13 protein-coding genes, 3 tRNA genes and 5 pseudogenes are annotated in these 20,526 nt (G+C 41.1%); 1 reads left to right on the top strand and 20 read right to left on the bottom strand.

The window, feature by feature from the left end:
• Positions 1-91: 91 nt before the first annotated feature.
• Positions 92-2,284, bottom strand: a pseudogene (locus AEX56_RS05725) (YhgE/Pip family protein).
• A 116-nt stretch (positions 2,285-2,400) separates the two neighbouring features.
• Here AEX56_RS05725 and AEX56_RS05720 point away from each other — a divergent pair.
• Complete coding sequence (locus AEX56_RS05720; RefSeq protein ID WP_049618304.1) at positions 2,401-2,934, top strand: TetR/AcrR family transcriptional regulator; 534 nt, start codon at positions 2,401-2,403, stop codon at positions 2,932-2,934.
• A gap of 355 nt (positions 2,935-3,289) precedes the next feature.
• Here the strand turns inward: AEX56_RS05720 and purH are convergent, their stop codons facing one another.
• The 19 genes and pseudogenes from purH to AEX56_RS05635 all read right to left on the bottom strand — a co-directional run bounded on the left by purH (position 3,290) and on the right by AEX56_RS05635 (position 20,514).
• On the bottom strand, positions 3,290-4,840 hold the full coding sequence (gene purH / locus AEX56_RS05715) for a bifunctional phosphoribosylaminoimidazolecarboxamide formyltransferase/IMP cyclohydrolase (RefSeq protein ID WP_049618303.1): 1,551 nt from the start codon (positions 4,838-4,840) through the stop codon (positions 3,290-3,292).
• A gap of 54 nt (positions 4,841-4,894) precedes the next feature.
• Complete coding sequence (locus AEX56_RS08270; protein ID WP_082326194.1) at positions 4,895-5,050, bottom strand: GNAT family N-acetyltransferase; 156 nt, start codon at positions 5,048-5,050, stop codon at positions 4,895-4,897.
• A 105-nt stretch (positions 5,051-5,155) separates the two neighbouring features.
• Positions 5,156-5,314, bottom strand: a complete 159-nt coding sequence (locus AEX56_RS08650) for a hypothetical protein (protein ID WP_165497260.1) — start codon at positions 5,312-5,314, stop codon at positions 5,156-5,158.
• A gap of 48 nt (positions 5,315-5,362) precedes the next feature.
• Positions 5,363-5,911 carry a phosphoribosylglycinamide formyltransferase gene (gene purN / locus AEX56_RS05710; RefSeq protein ID WP_049618302.1) on the bottom strand — a complete coding sequence of 183 codons (549 nt, stop codon included), beginning with the start codon at positions 5,909-5,911 and terminating at the stop codon, positions 5,363-5,365.
• Positions 5,908-6,933 (bottom strand): phosphoribosylformylglycinamidine cyclo-ligase, encoded by a 1,026-nt coding sequence (purM, locus tag AEX56_RS05705; RefSeq protein WP_049618301.1) that lies wholly within the window; start codon positions 6,931-6,933, stop codon positions 5,908-5,910. Before purM ends, purN begins: the two co-directional genes overlap by 4 nt.
• Positions 6,934-7,025: 92 nt before the next feature.
• Positions 7,026-8,296: pseudogene (locus AEX56_RS05700) on the bottom strand (amidophosphoribosyltransferase).
• Positions 8,296-11,841 (bottom strand): annotated as a pseudogene (locus AEX56_RS05695) (phosphoribosylformylglycinamidine synthase subunit PurQ). The pseudogenes AEX56_RS05700 and AEX56_RS05695 overlap by 1 nt, the downstream one beginning before the upstream one ends.
• A 141-nt stretch (positions 11,842-11,982) precedes the next feature.
• Entirely contained in the window at positions 11,983-12,690 is a 708-nt protein-coding gene (purC, locus tag AEX56_RS05690; protein WP_049618300.1) for a phosphoribosylaminoimidazolesuccinocarboxamide synthase, read from the bottom strand.
• Between the two features lie 117 nt (positions 12,691-12,807).
• The gene (locus AEX56_RS05685) at positions 12,808-13,047 is read right to left on the bottom strand and encodes a phosphopantetheine-binding protein (RefSeq protein WP_049618299.1); all 240 of its coding nucleotides are present in this window, start codon (positions 13,045-13,047) and stop codon (positions 12,808-12,810) included.
• Positions 13,040-13,932 (bottom strand): annotated as a pseudogene (locus AEX56_RS05680) (phosphate acyltransferase). The gene AEX56_RS05685 and the pseudogene AEX56_RS05680 overlap by 8 nt, the downstream one beginning before the upstream one ends.
• 99 nt (positions 13,933-14,031) lie before the next feature.
• The gene (recO, locus tag AEX56_RS05675) at positions 14,032-14,814 is read right to left on the bottom strand and encodes a DNA repair protein RecO (protein ID WP_049618298.1); all 783 of its coding nucleotides are present in this window, start codon (positions 14,812-14,814) and stop codon (positions 14,032-14,034) included.
• Positions 14,801-15,979: pseudogene (locus AEX56_RS05670) on the bottom strand (pyridoxal phosphate-dependent aminotransferase). The gene recO and the pseudogene AEX56_RS05670 overlap by 14 nt, the downstream one beginning before the upstream one ends.
• An 88-nt stretch (positions 15,980-16,067) precedes the next feature.
• Positions 16,068-17,036 carry a ribose-phosphate diphosphokinase gene (locus AEX56_RS05665; RefSeq protein ID WP_049618297.1) on the bottom strand — a complete coding sequence of 323 codons (969 nt, stop codon included), beginning with the start codon at positions 17,034-17,036 and terminating at the stop codon, positions 16,068-16,070.
• Positions 17,037-17,475: 439 nt separating this feature from the next.
• On the bottom strand, positions 17,476-18,693 hold the full coding sequence (gene pcsB, locus AEX56_RS05660; protein ID WP_049618296.1) for a peptidoglycan hydrolase PcsB: 1,218 nt from the start codon (positions 18,691-18,693) through the stop codon (positions 17,476-17,478).
• Between the two features lie 90 nt (positions 18,694-18,783).
• Positions 18,784-19,293, bottom strand: coding sequence for a rod shape-determining protein MreD (mreD, locus tag AEX56_RS05655; protein WP_049618295.1), 510 nt, complete (start codon positions 19,291-19,293; stop codon positions 18,784-18,786).
• Positions 19,290-20,123: a rod shape-determining protein MreC gene (gene mreC / locus AEX56_RS05650; RefSeq protein ID WP_049618294.1), complete on the bottom strand. Its 834-nt coding sequence runs from the start codon at positions 20,121-20,123 to the stop codon at positions 19,290-19,292. The genes mreD and mreC overlap by 4 nt, the downstream gene beginning before the upstream one ends.
• A 64-nt stretch (positions 20,124-20,187) precedes the next feature.
• Positions 20,188-20,275, bottom strand: a tRNA-Ser gene (locus tag AEX56_RS05645).
• Between the two features lie 75 nt (positions 20,276-20,350).
• Positions 20,351-20,424: transfer RNA gene (locus AEX56_RS05640), tRNA-Ile, on the bottom strand.
• A gap of 16 nt (positions 20,425-20,440) precedes the next feature.
• Positions 20,441-20,514, bottom strand: a tRNA-Met gene (locus tag AEX56_RS05635).
• Positions 20,515-20,526 lie beyond the last annotated feature (12 nt).

The raw sequence follows: 20,526 nt of genomic DNA, 5'->3' as shown, positions 1-20,526 counted from the left end.
TAGGAATTGATAGGGTATTTTGCTTAAATCTGACAAGCATAACCATCAAATTTTCAGTTTTTTCGCTATTATTGGGGCTTCTAATGACTAATTATTCTGCTTCTGATCGGAAAACAAGTAGTCCAAAACCGCAGAATAACAGGAAGAAAATAAGTAAAGCTACTACCTGACTACCAATGGCGCCAGATAGAGAAATCGTTTGGCGTAATCCTGAAACGGCATAGCTAACGGGCAAGAATGGCTGAATGTTTCCAAAGAATCCTGGACTGAGCTGAATTGGATAGGTTCCTGCACTAGATCCTAATTGCAACAACAACAAAATCATAGCAACAAAAGAACCATATCGACTATTCCAACCAATCAAAGCAGTCACCAAGGCCATCAATGTCCAAGCAATTAAGAGGGTAAAACCAAAAGTTGCTGCAGGATGAGCAGGAACGAGACCAATCAACCGAACTGCACCATAGAGTAAAATAGCTGCTGCCGTTGCAATGCTACCATTAACTAGGAGCTTACTCTTAGCCCAATCCCAGCGATTAGCAAAGTTTTTCCCATCTAATGATTTTGCAAAAATAACATTGGTTGAAATGGCCACCACCATGAGCGATACCGCCATCATGTAAGGAGCAAGACCGACACCGTTTGTTGCAACCTTGTCTCTATCTGTCTTCTTGGTTTTGACAGGTTGTGAAACAGCTTGAGCATTCTCATCTGAAACAGAGACAAGAGAAAGCTGGTCACTGGCATCTTGCAGGGAAGTGGCTAGTGTGTTTATGTCTTCCGTCAAGGTATTACTTCCGTCTATCAATTGACTAGCTCCGTCTCTTAACTTGGTCGCTACACCATCCACCAATTGATTGCTTCCTTGAGCCATCTTGCCTTGAAGAGTGGAGACGCCAGTTGCAATTTGTTGCCCTGCAGGGGTGATTTGGTCCTGCAAAGCAGCGTGGATCTGATCCAAACCTCCCATCAATTTTCCAAGAGCATTAGTAGCGCCAGACAGAGCGACTTGAGCTTGACTATTGAGCTGAGACACTCCAGCTTGCAGCTGGATCATTTGACCAGAAATTTGTCCCAATTTGAAGGGCTTTGGGAAATAGCAGAACTGATTTCAACTTGCTGGTCCGCGGTCATACTTTGATAAGCTGCCGTTGCCTGCACCGCAGATAGACTTGCTGCGCGATCAACTTTGGCAGAGGCTAGGATATTCTTTGCCTGACTCGCGATGTCCGTCAATAAACTTGTAATTCCCTCCGTATTGACAGAACCATTCATAGCAGAAAGTCCTGTCGCCAATTGGTTCAGCCCCTCCTGCAATGAGTTGATTGATTTGAGCACGGTCTGTTTGTGGCAAGCCGCTTGCAGTGGTCAGTTGTGTTAAGCCAGCTGACAAACGATTAGCACCATCTACTAAAGGCTGCATGTCTGTTGAACCAGCGGCTAATTGCTGCACACCATTTAAGAGAACAGCTGATTTTTGATTCAGTTCTTGAGCCCCACTGGCTAATGCTGAAGTCCCTTCTGTGTAGGCTGTTAAACCTTGAGACAACTGCTGCGCACCAGGAGCCAATTGTCCAACACCATTGGTATACTGAGAAAGACCACTATTTAATTTTCCAGCTCCGGCGGACAAGTCCGTCGTTCCCTTGGACAAAGCAGACAAGCCATTTGACAAGTCTTGACTACCAGTAGCTAAGCGTTGACTGCCAGATAATAATTCCTGACTGCCCGAACTGGCATCTTTCGTCCCTGTTTGCAAGCTCCGCATATTGTCAAAAACTGCGCTAGTATATGTCTCGGTGATGGTTTCAGAGACGGACTCTTTTAGCGAAGTCATAGCAGTATCGCTCATTTTGGCTGCAACGAAGCTATGCCCCTTGGATGTCTGATAATCGATTTCCAATTTCTGAGGATCATCCGTCATAAGGGTCGTGGCTTTTTGTGACAAATCCTTTGGTAAGGTCACCACCATGTAATAGTCGCCTGCTTCCAGACCTACTTCAGTATCTTTTTGAGAAACCATATGAAATTCTAGCTCATCGCTGTCCTTCATTTTTTCCACCATATCATTGCCGATGGTCAAGGTCTCATCATTTAGCTTAGCTGCCTGATCCTGATTGACAACTGCAACTGGCAAGTGGTCCAAACGCCCATATGGATCCCACATCGATGAAAGGAAAATCAAATTATAAAGGGCTGGTATAAGGGAAATTCCTACCAGTGTAATCCACAATTTAGCTCGTTTAAATTTTTCTGCTCGTTCTAACAATTTTTTCTCTCCCATTTAGACGCTATGTCTATTTTTATGATAAAATATATTATACAAGTTCCAAAAGAATAATCAAGTTTAAAAATTTGTTTTTGGACATCGTGTGTAAAACCGTAGAATAGGAGATTGTCATGGCACGTGACAAACGAAAAGAAAACACAAGAAAAGCCCTCTTCCATGCCATGGTTACTTGTTTGGAAAAAAACAACTTCAATGATATTACCACCATTGAACTAGCCAAAACAGCTGGAATTAGCCGCTCTAGCTTCTATACTCATTATAAAGATAAATATGAGATGATTGAGTACTACCAGAAAGCTTTTTTCAAAGAATTGGAGCATATTATTGTATCTCGCGAAGGAGACAAGGCCGCTGCACTCTTGGATATGTTTACTCTTTTAGCTAAAGAAGAGCTCTTATCCGCTCTTCTCAGTCATAACGGAACTCAGGAATTACAAGGGTTCATCCTCAATAAAGTCCGTCTTCTGCTATCCAAAGACTTAGGTGAAACAGTCAATCGTCCAAATCTCAATCCCAATGAAAAAGAATACACCAGCATTTACTTCTCACACGCTATTGTCGGTATCTGCCAAGCGTGGATTAGCAATGGCAAGAAAGAAAGCCCACAGGAAATGACTAATTTCCTCATTAAATTACTCCCATAAACAATCATTCCCAACTCCAAATAGAGCGAGTTGGGCTTTTTTAAACGAAAAAGCCAGCTCATGTGAACTGGAATTTTCTAGGAGATTTATGAAAAAAGTTTTGCTCTAACTCTTGCTAGATTGATGATAGTATAGACTATCTAACTTACAACAGACTTAAATTTTCCTTTCACCAACCTTAATCTCTCATCAGATCAACTGTCATAGTGCATAGGAATTTTCAAACCTACATTATCTCTCTCATTTCTATCAAAAAAGAGGTTGGGAAAATGACCAACCTCTGTCACCTTATAATGAAAAATGGTACTGTTCTTTAGCTCTTGCTAAATGGAGTCTACTATTCTCTATAAAAGCCTCAATGTCTAAAATGTCTTACACCCGTAAATATCATCGCAATACCATGTTTATTGGCCGCGTCAATGGAATCTTGGTCACGAACGGAACCACCTGGTTGGATAATGACTTTGATACCAGCAGCAGCAATTTCTTCAATATTATCCGCAAATGGGAAGAAAGCATCTGAGGCAAGAACTGCACCATCAAGACGATCTTTAGCCTGCTCAACAGCGATGCGTACAGAAGCTACACGGTTGGTTTGTCCAGGTCCGACCCCCAATGTCATATGATCATTAGCAATCAAAATCCCATTTGACTTCACGTATTTAATAGCTTTCCACGCAAACTCAAGAGCAGTCGCTTCTTTGCTAGAAGGCTGACGCTCGGTTACCACTTTCCAGTCAATCGGACTTTCTTTGATAACATCTTGGTTTTGCACCAAAATTCCACCAACCACACCTGTATACTCGGATTCATCTTCACTAGCATCTTGCGCATCAAAAGGCAATTCCAAAATGCGCAAGTTTTTCTTCTTATTCGTTAAAATAGCTAGTGCTTCATCAGAGTAAGACGGTGCAATAATAATTTCGAGGAAGATAGGATGCATCTTCTCAGCTGTCGCGGCATCAACTTCTCTATTGAGAACCACGATACCACCAAAAATAGAAATAGGGTCCGCCTCATAACAATAATCCCAAGCTGTTTCAATGTCGTCGGCTTGACCGATTCCACAAGGGTTCATATGTTTCAGTGCCACAACGGTTGGACGTTCTTTAAAATCGCGAATGATACGAATCGCCGCATCAGCATCACGGATGTTATTAAAGGACAATTCCTTCCCATTGAGTTGCTTAGCTGAGGCGATAGAATAATCTGTCGGAATGGCTTTTTGGTAGAAATCTGCATCTTGTTGAGGATTTTCACCATAGCGCATTGGTTGTTTGAGGTCGTACGTCAGGGTAAGTTTTTCTGGTTTCTCTTCACCAACTTGCGCTGTAAAGTATTCCGCAATCAAAGCGTCGTAGGCCGCGGTATGACGGAAAACTTTTGCTGCTAAACGCTGGCGTGTCTCGTAAGTCGTCTTACCGGCGCTAGCTAATTCTTCTAAAACAGTTGTATAATCCGCAGGATCAACTACCACTGTCACGCTGTCGTGATTTTTAGCAGCCGAACGGAGCATGGACGGCCCACCGATATCGATATTTTCTACTGCCAAATCGTACGTCACATCAGGACGAAGAATGGTCTCCTTAAATGGATACAGGTTAACTACCACAAGATCAATGAGGTCAATCTTATTGTCTCTAGCTGCCTGCAAGTGGCTGTCCATATCACGACGCGCTAAAAGCCCACCATGAATATTCGGATGGAGAGTCTTGACACGACCATCCATCATCTCAGGGAAACCTGTCACATCATCAATAGCAATCGTCTCAACACCTGCCTCATCAAGAGCAACCCTAGTTCCACCAGTCGAAATAATGTCCCATCCAAGTTTTTTCAGTTCTTGGGCAAATGTGACAATGCCTGCTTTGTCGGATACGCTAATCAGTGCGCGTTTGTTTGTCATGATTTCTCCTTATGTTTCATATAATCTGTGAAAATTTACTTGTGATATCCTATTCTACCAAGCGATTTCAAAGGCTAAATAGTCATGTGAAGATTGGTATCCTAACTTTTCAGCTAAAGCTAATGAAATCTTTGTATGAGTGTCCCAGCTGGGATAGAGATTCTTAGATAGACAGGTCAGTATTAATTTTGCAGCAACAGCTTTTGCCAAGCCTCAACAAAAAGCGACGAATAGTGCGACAAATAATCCATCAACCCTCTCCATTACGCACTCAAATCTGCTTCTCCACTAATTTCGGATCAATCATTCCCTCTTTTATTTTAGCCTTGTCATACTAAATCCTGAAATAATCAAGGCTATCCCGTAAGCTAAGGTCAAACGCACAGGAGTGTCCAGAGTCGCCAAAATGACATGATTGATGAGTAGAGTCACCAAAAGAAAAGTGAGAATAAAAGTGATGATTTTCTTTAGCATAAGCATTTCTCCATGTATCTGTTTTTGATTTATTGTATCAAAAATAGACTATTTTTCCCACACTCCAAGCTTTTTCAAGACTTGAGGATAGAGTTGATACTCTGCTTCATGGATTCTAGCTTCAAAACTTTCAAAGGTATCGTTTTCCAGTCGTGGCACACGGACTTGCTTGATAATTTTCCCCGTATCAACACCACTGTCAACCCAATGAATAGTAACACCAGACTCAGACACACCAGCATCCCAAGCCTCTTTAATACCGTGGGCACCTGGAAATTCTGGCAAATAGGCCGGATGAATATTGATAATCCGTCCTTCGTAAGTAGCTAGTAAAGTTAGTCCAACAATCTTCATGTAGCCGGCTAGACACACCAAATCAATCTGACGCTCATCAAGCATAGTCACGATAGCTTTTTCATAATCTATTTTGCTATCAAATTCCTTGAGCTCAAAAGCCGTCGTCTGGATACCAAGATTTTGAGCACGTTCAAGGACATAAGCATCCCGATGATCTGAAAAGACCAATTCAACAGAAAACTGCTCTGCAATGGTTTGGAAATTTGAACCATTCCCTGAGGCAAATACGGCTATCCTCATTGGATCACCACACTAGCATCAGATTTTTTGATGATACGACCAATTTCGTAGACCTCTTCATCAATTAAAGCTTTAACCTGTTCCATATTTCGAGGACTGATTGCTAGCACGAGACCTAGCCCCATGTTAAAAATTTCAAACATTTCCTCGTGCGGAATATTGCCATATTTTTCAAGAGCTTTGAAAATCGGCAAAACGGGTACTTTACTTTCATCAATTTTAGCAGCAAGTTCATCCGAGAACATTCGTGGGATATTCTCAATAAAACCACCACCAGTGATAGGGGCAATACCATTAACCAAATTTTCCTTAACCAAAGGAAGGATGGTCTTAACATAGATACGAGTCGGCTCAAGCAAAACGTCCTTCAGCTTTTTACCTTCTAATTCTGGCAATTCCTCTTCACCCGTATAATCCGCAAACACACGACGCACAAGAGAGTAGCCATTAGAATGAATTCCGCTTGAAGCAAGACCTAAGAGAATATCTCCCTCCTCAACTTTTGAACCGTCAATAATGTTAGATTTCTCGGCGACACCAACCGCAAAACCAGCTAAGTCATAATCATCTTTGCCATACATATCAGGCATTTCAGCCGTTTCACCACCAATAAGAGCGCACCCAGCTTGGACACAACCTTCAGCTACGCCTGCAACTACCTGCTCTAACTTACTAGGCACATTTTTTCCAGTTGCGATATAGTCAAGAAAGTAAAGGGGCTCTGCACCCGTAGCAATGATATCATTGACACACATAGCTACACAGTCCTGACCAATGGTATCATGTTTGTCATAATTGATAGCCAGCATGAGCTTTGTCCCCACACCATCCGTACCAGAAATAAGGACCGGCTCTTTGACGCCCATCTGGGTCAAGTCGAATATCCCTCCGAAGCCCCCAAGAGCGCCCATCACTCCAATTCGTTCCGTGCGTGCCACATGTTTCTTGATGCGCTCGACAACTTCATAGCCGGCTTCAACATCCACTCCTGATTTTGCATAGGAATTTTTGTTTTTAGACATTTATAAGTCCTTTCTTTTCTATTACAATCCTGTCAATCTTGTCAACATGTTGTCAACTTAGTGACAAGCACTTTGTCTTCCTAATAGCAGAGCTATTTCATTACCTTTTCGATATAGAAGCTTGTTTTTTCTTCTAAACTAAGTAGATATTCTTCTTCGTAATCATAAAGAGGTGTTGGATAGTTACCATCAAAATAAGCCACACACAGGCCACCATTCGGTACATCTGTTTCAAGACCGATAGAATCAATCATGCCGTCCAAAGATAGATAAGTTAGGCTGTCAGCTCCGATTATAGCTCTGGACTTCCAATAGCCACATGAACTTCCTTGGCACCAGCTTCGCGAAGTAGTCTCACTATGCGGCGTGAGGTTGTTCCCCGCACGATAGAGTCGTCAACCATGACCACTCGCTTGTCTTTTACGACACCAGAAACAGCTGATAACTTCATACGCACACCCTGCTCACGCAACTCTTGCGTTGGTTGGATGAAGGTCCTTTGGGTATATTGGTTTTTGACCAATCCCATCTCATTGGGTAGTCCTGATTCTTCGGCAAATCCCATAGCAGCACTGAGTGAAGAAGTTGGAACACCAACCACGATATCTGCTGCGTACTCGAATTCTTGTGCCAGCCTTTTCCCCATATTCTTACGAGCTGTATGAGCATTGACACCATGAATAATCGAGTCAGGACGAGCAAAGTAGACGTATTCCATAGAACAGATTGCCAATTGAGTCTTATCAGTATAGGTATCATAATGGATGCCCTTATCATCAATGACAATTACCTCACCAGGTTCTACATCACGCACCCATTTAGCACCAATCACTTCAAAAGCACATGTTTCCGAGGATACAACCCAAGCACCATTTTGCATTTGACCAATAGACAAGGGACGAAAAGCATTGGGATCAAGCGCTGCAATCATTTTGTCCTCCGTCATGAGCAAGTACGCAAAACCACCTTTGACTGTGGACAATGCCTCTTTAACCTTGTCCATAAAACTCAAATGTTGGCTACCATTGTGACAAAGCCCAAATTGTCCATCGTGAAATTTATAAAGGAAGGGCTGAATATTACGGATGTCAGCAGAGCCTGCTGTTGCATAACGGACGTGACCAATAGCTGCGCTGCCAGTTAAATGTTCCAAATCTTCTTGATTCTTAAAGACTTCAGATAAGAGGCCTGTTGCTCGATGACCACGAAGCTCCCCTTTGTCATTTGAAACAATTCCTGCCCCTTCCTGACCTCGATGCTGTAGAGCGTGAAGTCCGAAATAAGTAACTTGAGCAGCCTGAGGATGACCCCAGATACCAAAGACGCCACATTCTTCATTGAGAGATTTTTTTTCAAACATGATTATTTTCCTGTTGTAAAGTAGCAAACTGCTGATTCAAAGAGTTTTTGATCTTTGTTTCCTGGAATATTTTATTCCTGCTTGTAATGCCTTCAATAGCATTGATAGAACCGTTTGGATTATATTTAGATTCCATGCTTGGCTCGCCATCAAAATTCACATATTGACTAAAGATTTGACCATGGTCACGGAGTTCTGCGAATTCCTCAGCCGTTACGACAAATTTCCCTTCGCCATGTGAGACTGGAATAGTATGTACATCCCCAACTTCCACGCCTGCAAGCCATGGAGAGTTGGTATTAGCGATGCGAGTTTCCACCATCTTAGCCACGTGTTGGTTAGCATCGTTATAAAAGAGGGTTGGTGAATTGTCATTACTATCTTCAAAATTACCATAAGGCAGAAGTCCAGACTTAACAAGGGCCTGGAAACCATTACAGATTCCTATAATCAGTCCGCCTTTTTCTATAAAACTGTCAATAGCAGAGCGGACCTTGCCATTAAGTAAGATATTTACGATGAATTTAGCAGAGCCATCTGGCTCGTCAGCAGCTGAAAAGCCACCCGCAAAAAAGATAATGTTTGCTTTACAAATGTTGTCAACCATCGTATCAACGGATTCTTCAATGGCTCCTTCATCCAAAGTTAAAAATGGTACCAAATTAACTATTGCTCCAGCTTGCTCGAAAGCCTTCGCCGAATCATATTCTGAGTTTGTCCCCGGGAAAACAGGTATATAAACCAGTGGTCTTTCAACAGTTTCCTTAGCATTGACAATCACATCCGAAACCACAGCAGGAACTTCTTTTAATTTCGTTTGTTGCTCAAAGACAGTTGGATAAACACCTTCTAACGTTCCTTCGTAGGCTTCTAATAAGCTAGCACCAGATAAGTTGACATCATTGACAACAAGTGTAAAGTCTTCAGTCGTGTGACCAATCTTAATAGCATCCGCAATTTCTTCACTCGATGTAAAGATAAAGCCACCCAACTGAGCTGTCAAGCTACTGTCAAGATCTTTCAATTCGATCGAAGCTCCAATACGATTACCAAAGCTAGCAAGCGCCAAACATTCCATGATACCACCATATTTTACAGCCGATGCAGATGTGATACTATGCACTGCTTGAATGGCCTCAAACTTGGTAAAATTAGCCTTAATAAGACCAAAATCAACATCTTCAGAAATCGCTTGACCAGGAATATAGTAAATGTTCTCGCCTGCCGCTTTAAATTCTGGAGACAGTACTTGTTGTGAATGTACTGTCGTTACACCAAAAGCAACTAGCGTCGGAGGTACCGTTAATTCTTCAAAAGTCCCAGACATGGAGTCTTTGCCCCCGATGGATGGTAAACCAAGTTGAATTTGTGCTTCAATAGAGCCAAGAAGAGCTGCTACAGGCTGTCCAAAACGCTCTGCTTGTTTGTCCATCCGCTCGAAGTATTCTTGGTAAGAGAATCTAGCCTTGGACCAATTGGCACCGGATGCTACCAAGCGGACTGTCGCCTCGATAACGGCGTAGACTGCACCGTGATATGGAGACCACTCAGCGATGTAAGGATTATATCCTTGCGCTATGACTGATGCGGTTGTAGTCACACCATTTTGTACAGGTAATTTTTGGACAGAAGCCTCAGTCGGTGTGAGCTGATAGCGACCACCGATTGGATGGTTAACCGTTGAACGACCAACAGACGAATCAAAAAGGGTTTGAAGCCTGATGTTATTCGTTTTTCGGGTAAGTTGACAGACTTGTCAACTACCTTAGCATCTACCACTACACGAACACCATTGGTATCCAGAAAACGACGTTCAATATCAACAATGGTTTGTCCATTCCAAGTCATGACAAGATTTGGTTTTTCAGTAACCCTTGCTACAGCAACAGCATTGATATTTTCTTTGGTACATTCTGCAATAAATTGCTCTACATCTTTAGGACGAACGACAACCGACATCCGCTCTTGTGATTCTGAAATAGCAATTTCTGTTCCATTTAGCCCTTGATATTTAAGAGGCACCTTGTCCAAGTCAATCTCCAGACCATCAGCCAATTCACCAATAGCCACACAAACACCACCTGCACCAAAGTCATTTGATTTCTTGATCAAACGAGTCACTTCACCATTACGGAAAAGACGTTGAATCTTACGCTCTTCAATAGCATTCCCTTTTTGAACCTCAGCACCAGCTGTTTCTACAGATTCCACTGTTTGAATTTTAGAAGAACCTGTCGCACCACCAATACCATCACGCCCTGTTTTACCTCCAATAAGAATCACTACATCGCCAGTTTCTGGTTGCTCACGAATCACATTTTTCTTAGGAGCAGCACCAACTACCGCACCTAGCTCCATGCGTTTTGCGACGAAACCTGGATGGAAATATTCCTTGACATAGGTTGTCGCAAGACCAATTTGATTTCCGTATGAGGAATAGCCGTGCGCCGCCGTTTTTGAAATCACTTGTTGAGGGAGTTTCCCAGCGCGAGTACCAGCGATTGGTGTTGTAATGTCGCCAGCGCCTGAAATACGCATGGCTTGGTAAACATAGGACCGCCCTGACAATGGGTCACGAATAGCTCCACCAATAGAGGTCGCTGCCCCACCAAATGGCTCGATTTCCGTTGGATGATTGTGCGTTTCATTTTTAAACATGAGGAGCCATGGCTCTTTCACACCATTCACATCTACCTCAATTTCAACGGAGCAAGCATTAATTTCATCAGACGCTTCCATATCATCTAAGCGGCCATTGGCACGCTCATAGCGACCGAAAGTCGTCGCCATATCCATGAGTGTTTGTGGTTTGTGAGAACGTCCCAATTCCTCACGCATAGCAAGATATTTATCGTAGGTTGTCTGTAATTGTTTTTGAAATTTCGATGCTGAAAAATCAATCGTTCTCATTTCCGTCTCAAAGGTCGTATGACGACAGTGATCAGACCAGTAGGTATCCAATACTTTCAATTCAGTTTCTGTCGGCACGCGCCCCGTTGATTTGAAGTAGGCTTGAATGAAAATAAGGTCATCAACCTCCATAGCCAACCCCTGCTCTACCTTATACTTGGAAAAATCCTCAGCGGTATAAGTCGCAAAGAAATCTAAATTTGGAATCGTCCTGTCCGATGCAAATAGTGTTTCACAGTCTCAAGTTCTGTAGTTGCAATATCCTTGTTCAATAAATAAAGTTGAGCTGTAGTGATGACAACATCACTAGCACTTCCAAGCAATAGCAGAGCTTCTTGAGCAGATGCTGCACGCTGATCAAATTGGCCAGGCAAGCTCTCAACAGCAAAGAAAATGTAGTTGTCAAGTTCCGCCAACACATCCGCTTCAGTTAAAATATTGTCCGTCACCTGCTCAGAAAAAACATGTTTTTCCGCACGCTCAAACAAGTCTTCTGCCAAACCAAAAACATCGTAAACCTGTATAAGTCGCAAATCTTTCAATGTTGATAGTTGAAGATTATGCGTCATCTCCTTAACCAATGACTCTGATTTAATACCAAAATTAGCTTTTTTCTCAACGAAAATACGTTTATCCATAAATAAGTTACCAAGTCCGATTAGAAAACGGATAAAAAATAAGAGACTGTCTGATAGCCTGATTGCAGAAACTGACGTTCTTTTCTTAGAGTTTTCTGGACGAGTTCAATTCCTTTCGTTTTCTTTCTGTTCCAACTAATTCTAGTTAAGTTCTTTCAACTTATCCAAAACAATCTGATACACATCTGTTAAGCTGCCCAAATCACGCCTAAAAACATCCTTGTCCATACGATTGCCATCAGCGTCCCAAAGGCGACAATTATCTGGCGACAATTCATCTGCCAAGATAATATGACCATCCGCATCTTTTCCAAATTCCAACTTGAAATCAATGAGCTTTAACCCAATTTGACTAAACCAATCTTTCAAAAGCTCATTGATTCGACTCGTTTCTTCCTTCAAATAAGCAATTTCATCTGCGTTAGCAATTTTCAAAAATTCAACATGCTCATCATTGACAAAAGGATCATCCAGGTCATCATTTTTATAATAAAATTCCACAATTGGCGTTGATAATTCAATTCCCTCATCTACACCGAAGCGTTTTGAAAACGAACCAGCTGTCGCATTGCGCAAAACAACTTCCAGCGGAATAATATTCACTCTTTTATTCAATTGTTCGGTTTCTGATAACTGCATCATAAAGTGAGTCTTTACACCAGTACCATTCAATTTTTCAAAAATAAGAGACGAAATCTGATTATTCAGCTTACCCTTCCCTTCAATCGTCTCCTTACGAGCACCATTCAGCATAGTTGCTTGATCTTTGTAAACCGATTTAATCACATTTTCGTCTTCTGTACTATAGATGTCTTTTGCCTTCCCCGTATAAACCAACTCATTGGACATGTAAATGTTCGCCTTTCAATTTTTGTTGTTTTGATTATAGCATATAATAAACGAAAGGTAAATTAAAAGCAGACTATATTTATATATAACAAAAAATCGTTCGCAATTGGCGAACGATTAGTTTTTGTTTTCAAAAACATAGTCTACAACATCAGAGAGTGTCACAAATGTTTCAATAGCGGCATCTGGAATATCTAAGCCAAACTCATCTTCCAAAGTCAGGACAAATTCCATGACTTCTACAGAGTCTTGCGCTACAGAATTTTCCAGTAAGGTATCTAAATCTACTGAGAAATCCGCCCCCTTTTGCTCTTTCACAGTAGCTACGATCTTCTCAAAAATAGCTTCTTTAGTCAAGTTTTACCTCCATTTGAGAAAATTTTTCTACTGATTTCGCCACAACATCTGAATCTAACATAGTCCGAATCTGACGAATCGTCGCAAAAATTGTCTTAGCATCACTAGAACCATGAGCCTTTACCACAGGTGCATTGAGACCAAATAAAACAGCACCACCCGCATCTGAATAATCCAAGGATTTCTTCAAAGTACGCAAGCTATTTTTCATAAAGAGGTAACCGATTTTAGATTGCAAGCCTCCGCCTTCAATAGCAGATTTTAATTGACTCATAATGCCCAAAGCCGTACCCTCAATGGATTTGAGCACGGCGTTTCCCGTGAAACCATCCGCCACAACAACATCAGCAACGCCATTCATCAATTCACGCGCCTCTACATTTCCAACAAATCCTCTGTTCCATTATTCAAAAGACCCACACGAGGCTTCTTAATCCCCCGAACATTTTCCGCATAGAAAGATCCTAAAATACCGTACTGATGCAAATGCTTGGCTGTATTTTCCGCATTGGCGCCTAAATCCAACATATCAAAGCCCTTACCGTCTGTCGTTGGCAAGGTAGACAGAAGCCCTGGACGTTCAATCCCTTTGATACGACCTACCACAAAGAGTCCAGCTGCTAAAAGAGCACCAGTATTCCCTGCAGACAAGACCGCTTGTGCTTCTCCATTTTTGACTGCACGCGCCGCCAATACCATTGACGCATTTTTCTTGCGACGAATCGCTTTAGCTGGCTCATCATCCGAATTGATCTTTTCATCCGTATGCACTACTGTCACACGCTCAGTCGCTGTCAAGTACTCTTTAATTTTGCTCTCGTCACCATACAAAATAATCTCCACATCCACAAAAGCTGCTACAGCTTGATTGACGCCTTCTACCACTCATTTGATAGCCATATTATATCATATTTTCAGGACTTTTCTGTCAAATAGCAAAACTTCCTACCCCACAAAGTGTGACAAAGGATAAAAAAGAAGAGGTTAATTTTCCTCTTCATCTCCCTTATCAGAACGCATAATTTGTCCCCAGGACCCCAAATCATCAATAAATTTCTTACTTTTTAAATGGATACCTACATATTCCTCATAAATCTGGTCAATAAAGAGGCGGAATTTACGCTTCATATCAGACTTGACTGAAATGGTCTTCAAATCCTCAAAGGAAATGGATTGGAACTGGTCCAGTAAATAAAGCACATTGGGATCCACATGACTCCGTCGCTCATCCTTTCCATAATGCTCTGGACACAAAAGGCCTGAGTAGGCATAGGAAAAATCAAAAGGCAATCCCACTCGATGACAAAAAACGCACTCGTGAAAATTGAGCGAGACTCCAAATCGTCCCAACAACTGAATTTCAAAAATATTGGTCAAAATTTCATAATCCAAACCCTCTTCCATCAAAGATAAGGCCTTCTCTAAAAATGCAAACAAGGATGGATCAGCATGATTATCCTGCAAGCAAGCATCTGCCAAAGCCACAATATAAGTCGCATAGCTGAGCAAGAAAATGTCCTCGTTGATCCACTTAAAAGGCATTACCTGCTGAAAATCTTCTATGTAACTCAACCCATCATCATTGATTTTCAAATGAAAAGTTGCCAAAGTCAACGGTTGAATGCCGGAAACCAATTTCGATTTACTAGCGTGCTTGACAAAAAACATGCGCTTGCCAGCCTTCTCTGTAAATATCTTGACCAACTTATCATCTTCCCGAAAGTTCCGATTGTAGAGCACTAGCCCTCTGGACTCAATTCTCTCCATTTTCTTCCATAAATTCCTTTAACCGTTTCATAGCTTCTTCGATTACCTCCATACTTGCCGCATAGGAGATTCGAATGTAACCCTCACCATATTTTCCAAAAGCAGCATCAGGAATAAAGGCTACAGATTTTTGACGCGCAAATTCCTGTAAGAAAGCAAAAGAATCTTGGTTATAACCTATCGGTATCTTTGCAAAGATATAAAATGCCCCATCAGGCCTAATAATCTTAAGACCCAAATCCTGCATTTTCTCCATAATATAATCCCTACGTGCCACATAAGCCTCACGCATAGGAAGTGCGTCATCCTTACCATTTTTTAAAGCCTCTAAGGCCCCGTACTGCATGGCCGTAGCTGATGCCGTCACCAAATATTGATGACTCCTTAATTACTTGCGCAATAATCTCCTGATGAGACAGAATAAGACCAATCCGCCAGCCGGTCATAGCATGCGATTTAGACAAACTTTGAATCAAAATAGTCTGCTCAGGTAAATACTCTGCAATTGATACATGTAGCTGATTAGTATATGTTAATTCAGCATAGACTTCATCCGACAGAACAAAGATAGGATATTTTTCCAAAACCTCAGCAAAAGCCTTGATTTGTTCACGTGAATAGGTCACCCCTGTTGGATTAGCAGGATAATTGAGAATCACTGCCTTCAACTTATCGCCCTGAGCAATAATTGCCTCTTCTAACATCTCAGGCGTCAAAATAAAATCATTAGCGGTCGTATCAATTTCGACAATATCTGCCCCACCATATTGACAATAGACTCATATCCTGGATAAGCGGGCGCTGGTAGTAAGACCGTGTCTCCTGGCTCCAAAATTGCTATCAAAGGAGCAGACAAGGCTTCTGTTGCCCCAATTGTTACCAAAATTTCTCCATCAGCCATATACTCTACATTGTATTTTTCAGATATGAATTCTGAAGCAGCCTGACGCAGTTCTAAAAGTCCTGCCATTCCTGTATAGTAACTCTGATTCGCATCAATGGCTCGCTTAGCAGCCTCTTTCACGTGGTCAGGCGTCAAAAAATCAGGCTCTCCTAAAGTCAGCTTCAACATCTCTGGAATTTCCGAAATAGATTGGTCAAACTGGCGAATCATCGACACCTCGATCCGATTCAAATACTTATTAAAACGATTCTGTAACTTCAAATCCCTTCCTCACCTTTCACTAGTCCCTCTATTATACTATATTTTTAAAAGGAAAAGCCACCGGCAAATAAACTAGTGACTTCTCTTCTTATTTAGCTTTTGATGTTTCAAAAAGTGGGGACAAAGGACGTTTTTCATGGATACGGATAATCGCTTCCGCTAACAAATCAGCTGTCGAAATCATTTCAATTTTATCAATCAAACGATCCTCAGGAATTTCAATCGTATCTAAAACTACTAATTTTTCAATCGCTGAATTGGCGATATTGTCCATAGCAGGACCTGATAAAACAGGATGTGTACATGAAGCATACACTGCTGTCGCTCCTGCTTCTGCCAAAGCATCTGCTGCATGTGCAATAGTTCCCGCCGTATCAATCATGTCATCAATCAGGATACAAACTTTTCCTTCAATATTACCAATAATATTCATCACTTCTGATGTATTCATCTTATCAACACTACGGCGTTTATCAATAATGGCAATTGGTGTTTTCAAGAATCGCGCCAATTCACGAGCACGAGTAACACCTCCATGGTCTGGTGAAACAACTACATGCCCTTCGCCAACCATACCACGACGTTCAAAGTAATCCGCTATTAGGGGAGCACCCATCAAATGATCAACAGGTATATCAAAGAAGCCTTGGATTTGTGCCGCATGCAAATCAATTGTCAATACACGATCTGCACCAGCTGTTTCTAACATATTAGCTACCAATTTTGACGTGATTGGCTCACGAGCACGTGCTTTACGATCCTGACGTGCATATCCATAATAAGGGATAACTACATTCACTGACTCAGCAGAGGCCCGTTTCAAAGCATCTACCATAATCAAAATTTTCATTAAATGATCATTGACCGGTGAACTCGTTGATTGAAGAATGTAAACATGAGCTCCACGAATTGACTCTTCAATATTCACTTGAATTTCACCATCTGAAAATTGACGAACAGAGGATTTTCCTAAAGCTAATCCAATTTTTTTTGCAACTTTAGCCGCAAGATCTTGGTTGGACGAAAGTGCAAACAATTTTAAGTCAGAAAATGACATGACAGCCTCCTATTTTTTGCTACCTTACTATTTTAACGCTTTTTACAGCATTTTTCAAACAAAATCACAAGGAGTTTTCAAAAGCTGACCCTTGCTAAACGAAAAAGAAGAGAGTGGAGACAAAAATCGGTTATTTCAAAGAAAGCTGATCTCGTCTCCACTTTCCTCCGGATCTTTTTACTCCCCCCCTCCACACTGCTCAAAAGTACGATAAAACTTTTGAGATTAGAAACGAAAAGAGCTTTACTCATAACTTTCGTTTAGGACTATAAAAGCTGATTTTCAGCGTATTAGAGAGGCAATTCGCTTTGTAACTCAGGATTCCCTACATCACACTTTTGAAAAAATTTGAGTACTCAACGACTGCGACAAATTCCTATTTCCTAAAAATAAAACAAGAGGAGGGACTATTGTCCCAGCCTCTTCATTGGTTTATTTCTTAGTTTGGATAAATGTAACCAGATACACCATCAGCTGCTGGACTAAACCAACCACGGAAGTTTCCAACATGCTGATGACCAGCATAATTTGACTCTTCTACCTGAATTTGTGAACCATTTACAGCTGTAACAACTGCTACGTGTCCATAATAACCCGCAGTCCATACCACTACCGCACCAACTTGTGGTGTAGAACCTGTACGGAATCCTGCTGCAGATGCAGAATACAACCATTGATTTGCATTACCCCAGTAATTCCCAACCCACGGAGCACGTACTTTTGCGCCCCATGTACATTGGCCTACAGGATAGGTATTTCCAGCTGAATTATAAGATACCGCTGGAGGTGCTGGAGTTGGAGTCGGTGTTTGAGCTGGAGCTGGAGTTGGAGTGGCTACAGATGCTACTTGTGCAGCCGGAGCTGGAGCTACAACCGGAGTTTGCTCCGATACGGCAGCAACTGCTGCTGCTTGTTGTTGAGCAACTGCCGCTTGTTGTGCTTGATAAGCTGCTTGTGCTTCAGCCGCTGCTCTAGCCGCTGCTTCCGCTACTGCTTTTTCCTCAAGAAGACGATTCTTTTCATCTTCAGCTGTAGCTTTTTCAGCTGCCAAGTTTAATTGAGCTGCTTTCAAAGCTGCTTGTTGAGTGTTCAACTCTTGCTGTGCATCATCCAACTTTTTCCAGTTAGCTTCAACTGTGTTGATAGCTTCTTGGTTAGCAACTTGTTTTTTAGCAATTGCTTCTTTATCTTCTTTTTGTTGTTCCAACATGTGGTTGTTGGCTTCAACAATTTCACGCATCGCATTGACACGCGTAAAAGCATCTACAATTGATTTTGAATCAAGAATAGTATTAATGTAGCTTGTCGCTGAAGCATCTGTTTGAGCGCTACGAGCTTGCTCTTCCAATGCTGAAGAACGAGATACAATATCTGCCGCTAATTTTTCAATTTCTTGACTTAACTTTTTAGACTCAGCTTCCAAAATAGCATTTTCAGCTTCCAAAGAACTTTTTTCTGAAAACACTGAATCTACTTTTGCTTGTATTTCATTTACTTTTGCTTGTGCATCTGCTTGTTGAGCTGTAATTGAATTAATTTTTGAATCTTGAGCAGCAATTTTACTATCTGTATCCTCTGCTTTGACTAAAGCTACGTTGCCCAAGTTTGATAAAGCAACAACACTCAATAAAAGTATAGCTACAATTTTTTTCTTCATAAAATGAGATACTCCTCTGTTTTTTCTGACTATATCATTCTAACAAAAAAATCGCGTAATTATGTTACGCAATTATTACAATTCCATGTCTTATTGATGTTTATAAAAAAGAGTATTAAGGAAAGGATGTAGCCCCAATAATAAGATTAAATTAAAGATTAAGGTGGGCAATAAATGATAAATAACAAACAAAAAAAGGGAAAGGTTCGTCAAATGAAAAAGTCTAGCCAAGCCAAAACTAGCACATTCTACAAAAAAGACAATGACTAGCAAAATCACTAAATTTGTTCCCATCCGAAAGCGCAAATTTTGATAGAAAAAATAAATAAAATAAATAGCTAACGGAAATAAGGTCATTGCGATACCAATGAGATTGAAATAATAGAGATCATAAACCAATCCTACAACAGCAAATAAAAAGAGAGAATATCCTAAGGGAAGGTAAAAATTCAAATAGATTCCCAATATCATCAACAAATATACGCCTATTGTAAAAGAACCTGGCAATAAATTAGAGACTAAAGTAGCCAATTGACCGTCTAGCAAAAAAGCACAAAATAATACCAAAGGGGAAATAAAATAAAATTTCTTCGTCATCATTGTTCTCCCACAACTGTCATCGAATAAATAGATGAAAAATCTATTGCAGGCTGCACATATAATTCACTATTTAAATTACTGCTGCTAACCTTAGAAGACTTGACGGTTCCAACTGGTAAATTGGATGCTAAATGCCCCGCTAAATCAGATGTTACTACCGTGCTCCCCTCAGGAATAGGTACATTGCTATTCAATTGGGTTACAACAAAAACATTTTGATCTGGTAGATAACCACTTAAAATCCCATAAATGATTGTATTATCCACTAAAACTTTAATTGCAATTTTAGTTGGCGTCACTGAATTAGAAAACAATCGAACACCAGCAGAATGGTTAGAGACCTGATCCACAATCCCAGCCAAACCACCATTCGCCACAACTAACATTCCCTCTTCGATCCCATTCTCAGCACCTTGATCAATCACAACCTGCTCATTCCAAGTTGTAGGATATCTGACTACGACAAGACTGTCCATCAAATGTTTCTCAGGAAATGTTGTCTCAAAATCAATAGATTTTCGAAGACTTTCATTTTCTTTTTTCAGCGACTCATTTTCGCTATTAGTATTTTTAAGTTCAGAAAATGTCTGTTTTAACTCAATGTTTTCATTATAAACATTCATCAAGTGTGACAATTCATCTACTTTAGATGAAATATGTTGGACTGGTCTTGAAATAATAGCATTTACAGAAGAAACACCAGAGCGCACAACATTAGAAAGCACAGGAATTTCAAAACCTATCTGAGTTGATAAGTATAAAAAAGAAAGTGATACAACAAGCAACACAGAGCTAGTAACAATCAACCGAGATTTTTTATATTGATTCATTCCCTTAGTCCTTACATTAAAATACAATAAAACGAGATATCTATTCAGATAATCTCGTTAACTACGGAGAATAAGGGATTCGAACCCTTGCGCCAGTTACCCGACCTAACGATTTAGCAAACCGTCCTCTTCAGCCTCTTGAGTAATTCTCCATCCATATTTACACGCCTGACGGTTTTCAAGACCGTTCCCTTCAGCCGGACTTGGGTAATCCTCCAAAAATTATATGGACCTTGTAGGACTCGAACCTACGACCACTCGGTTATGAGCCGAGAGCTCTAACCAGCTGAGCTAAAGGTCCAGCAACAAGGTATAAATAGCGGCGAAGGGGATCGAACCCCCGACCTCCCGGGTATGAACCGGACGCTCTAGCCAGCTGAGCTACACCGCCAAAATAATACAA

The organism is Streptococcus sp. X13SY08, assembly GCF_001182825.2.
GTDB lineage: Bacteria > Bacillota > Bacilli > Lactobacillales > Streptococcaceae > Streptococcus.
This window is presented reverse-complemented; position numbering and strand designations above follow the sequence as displayed.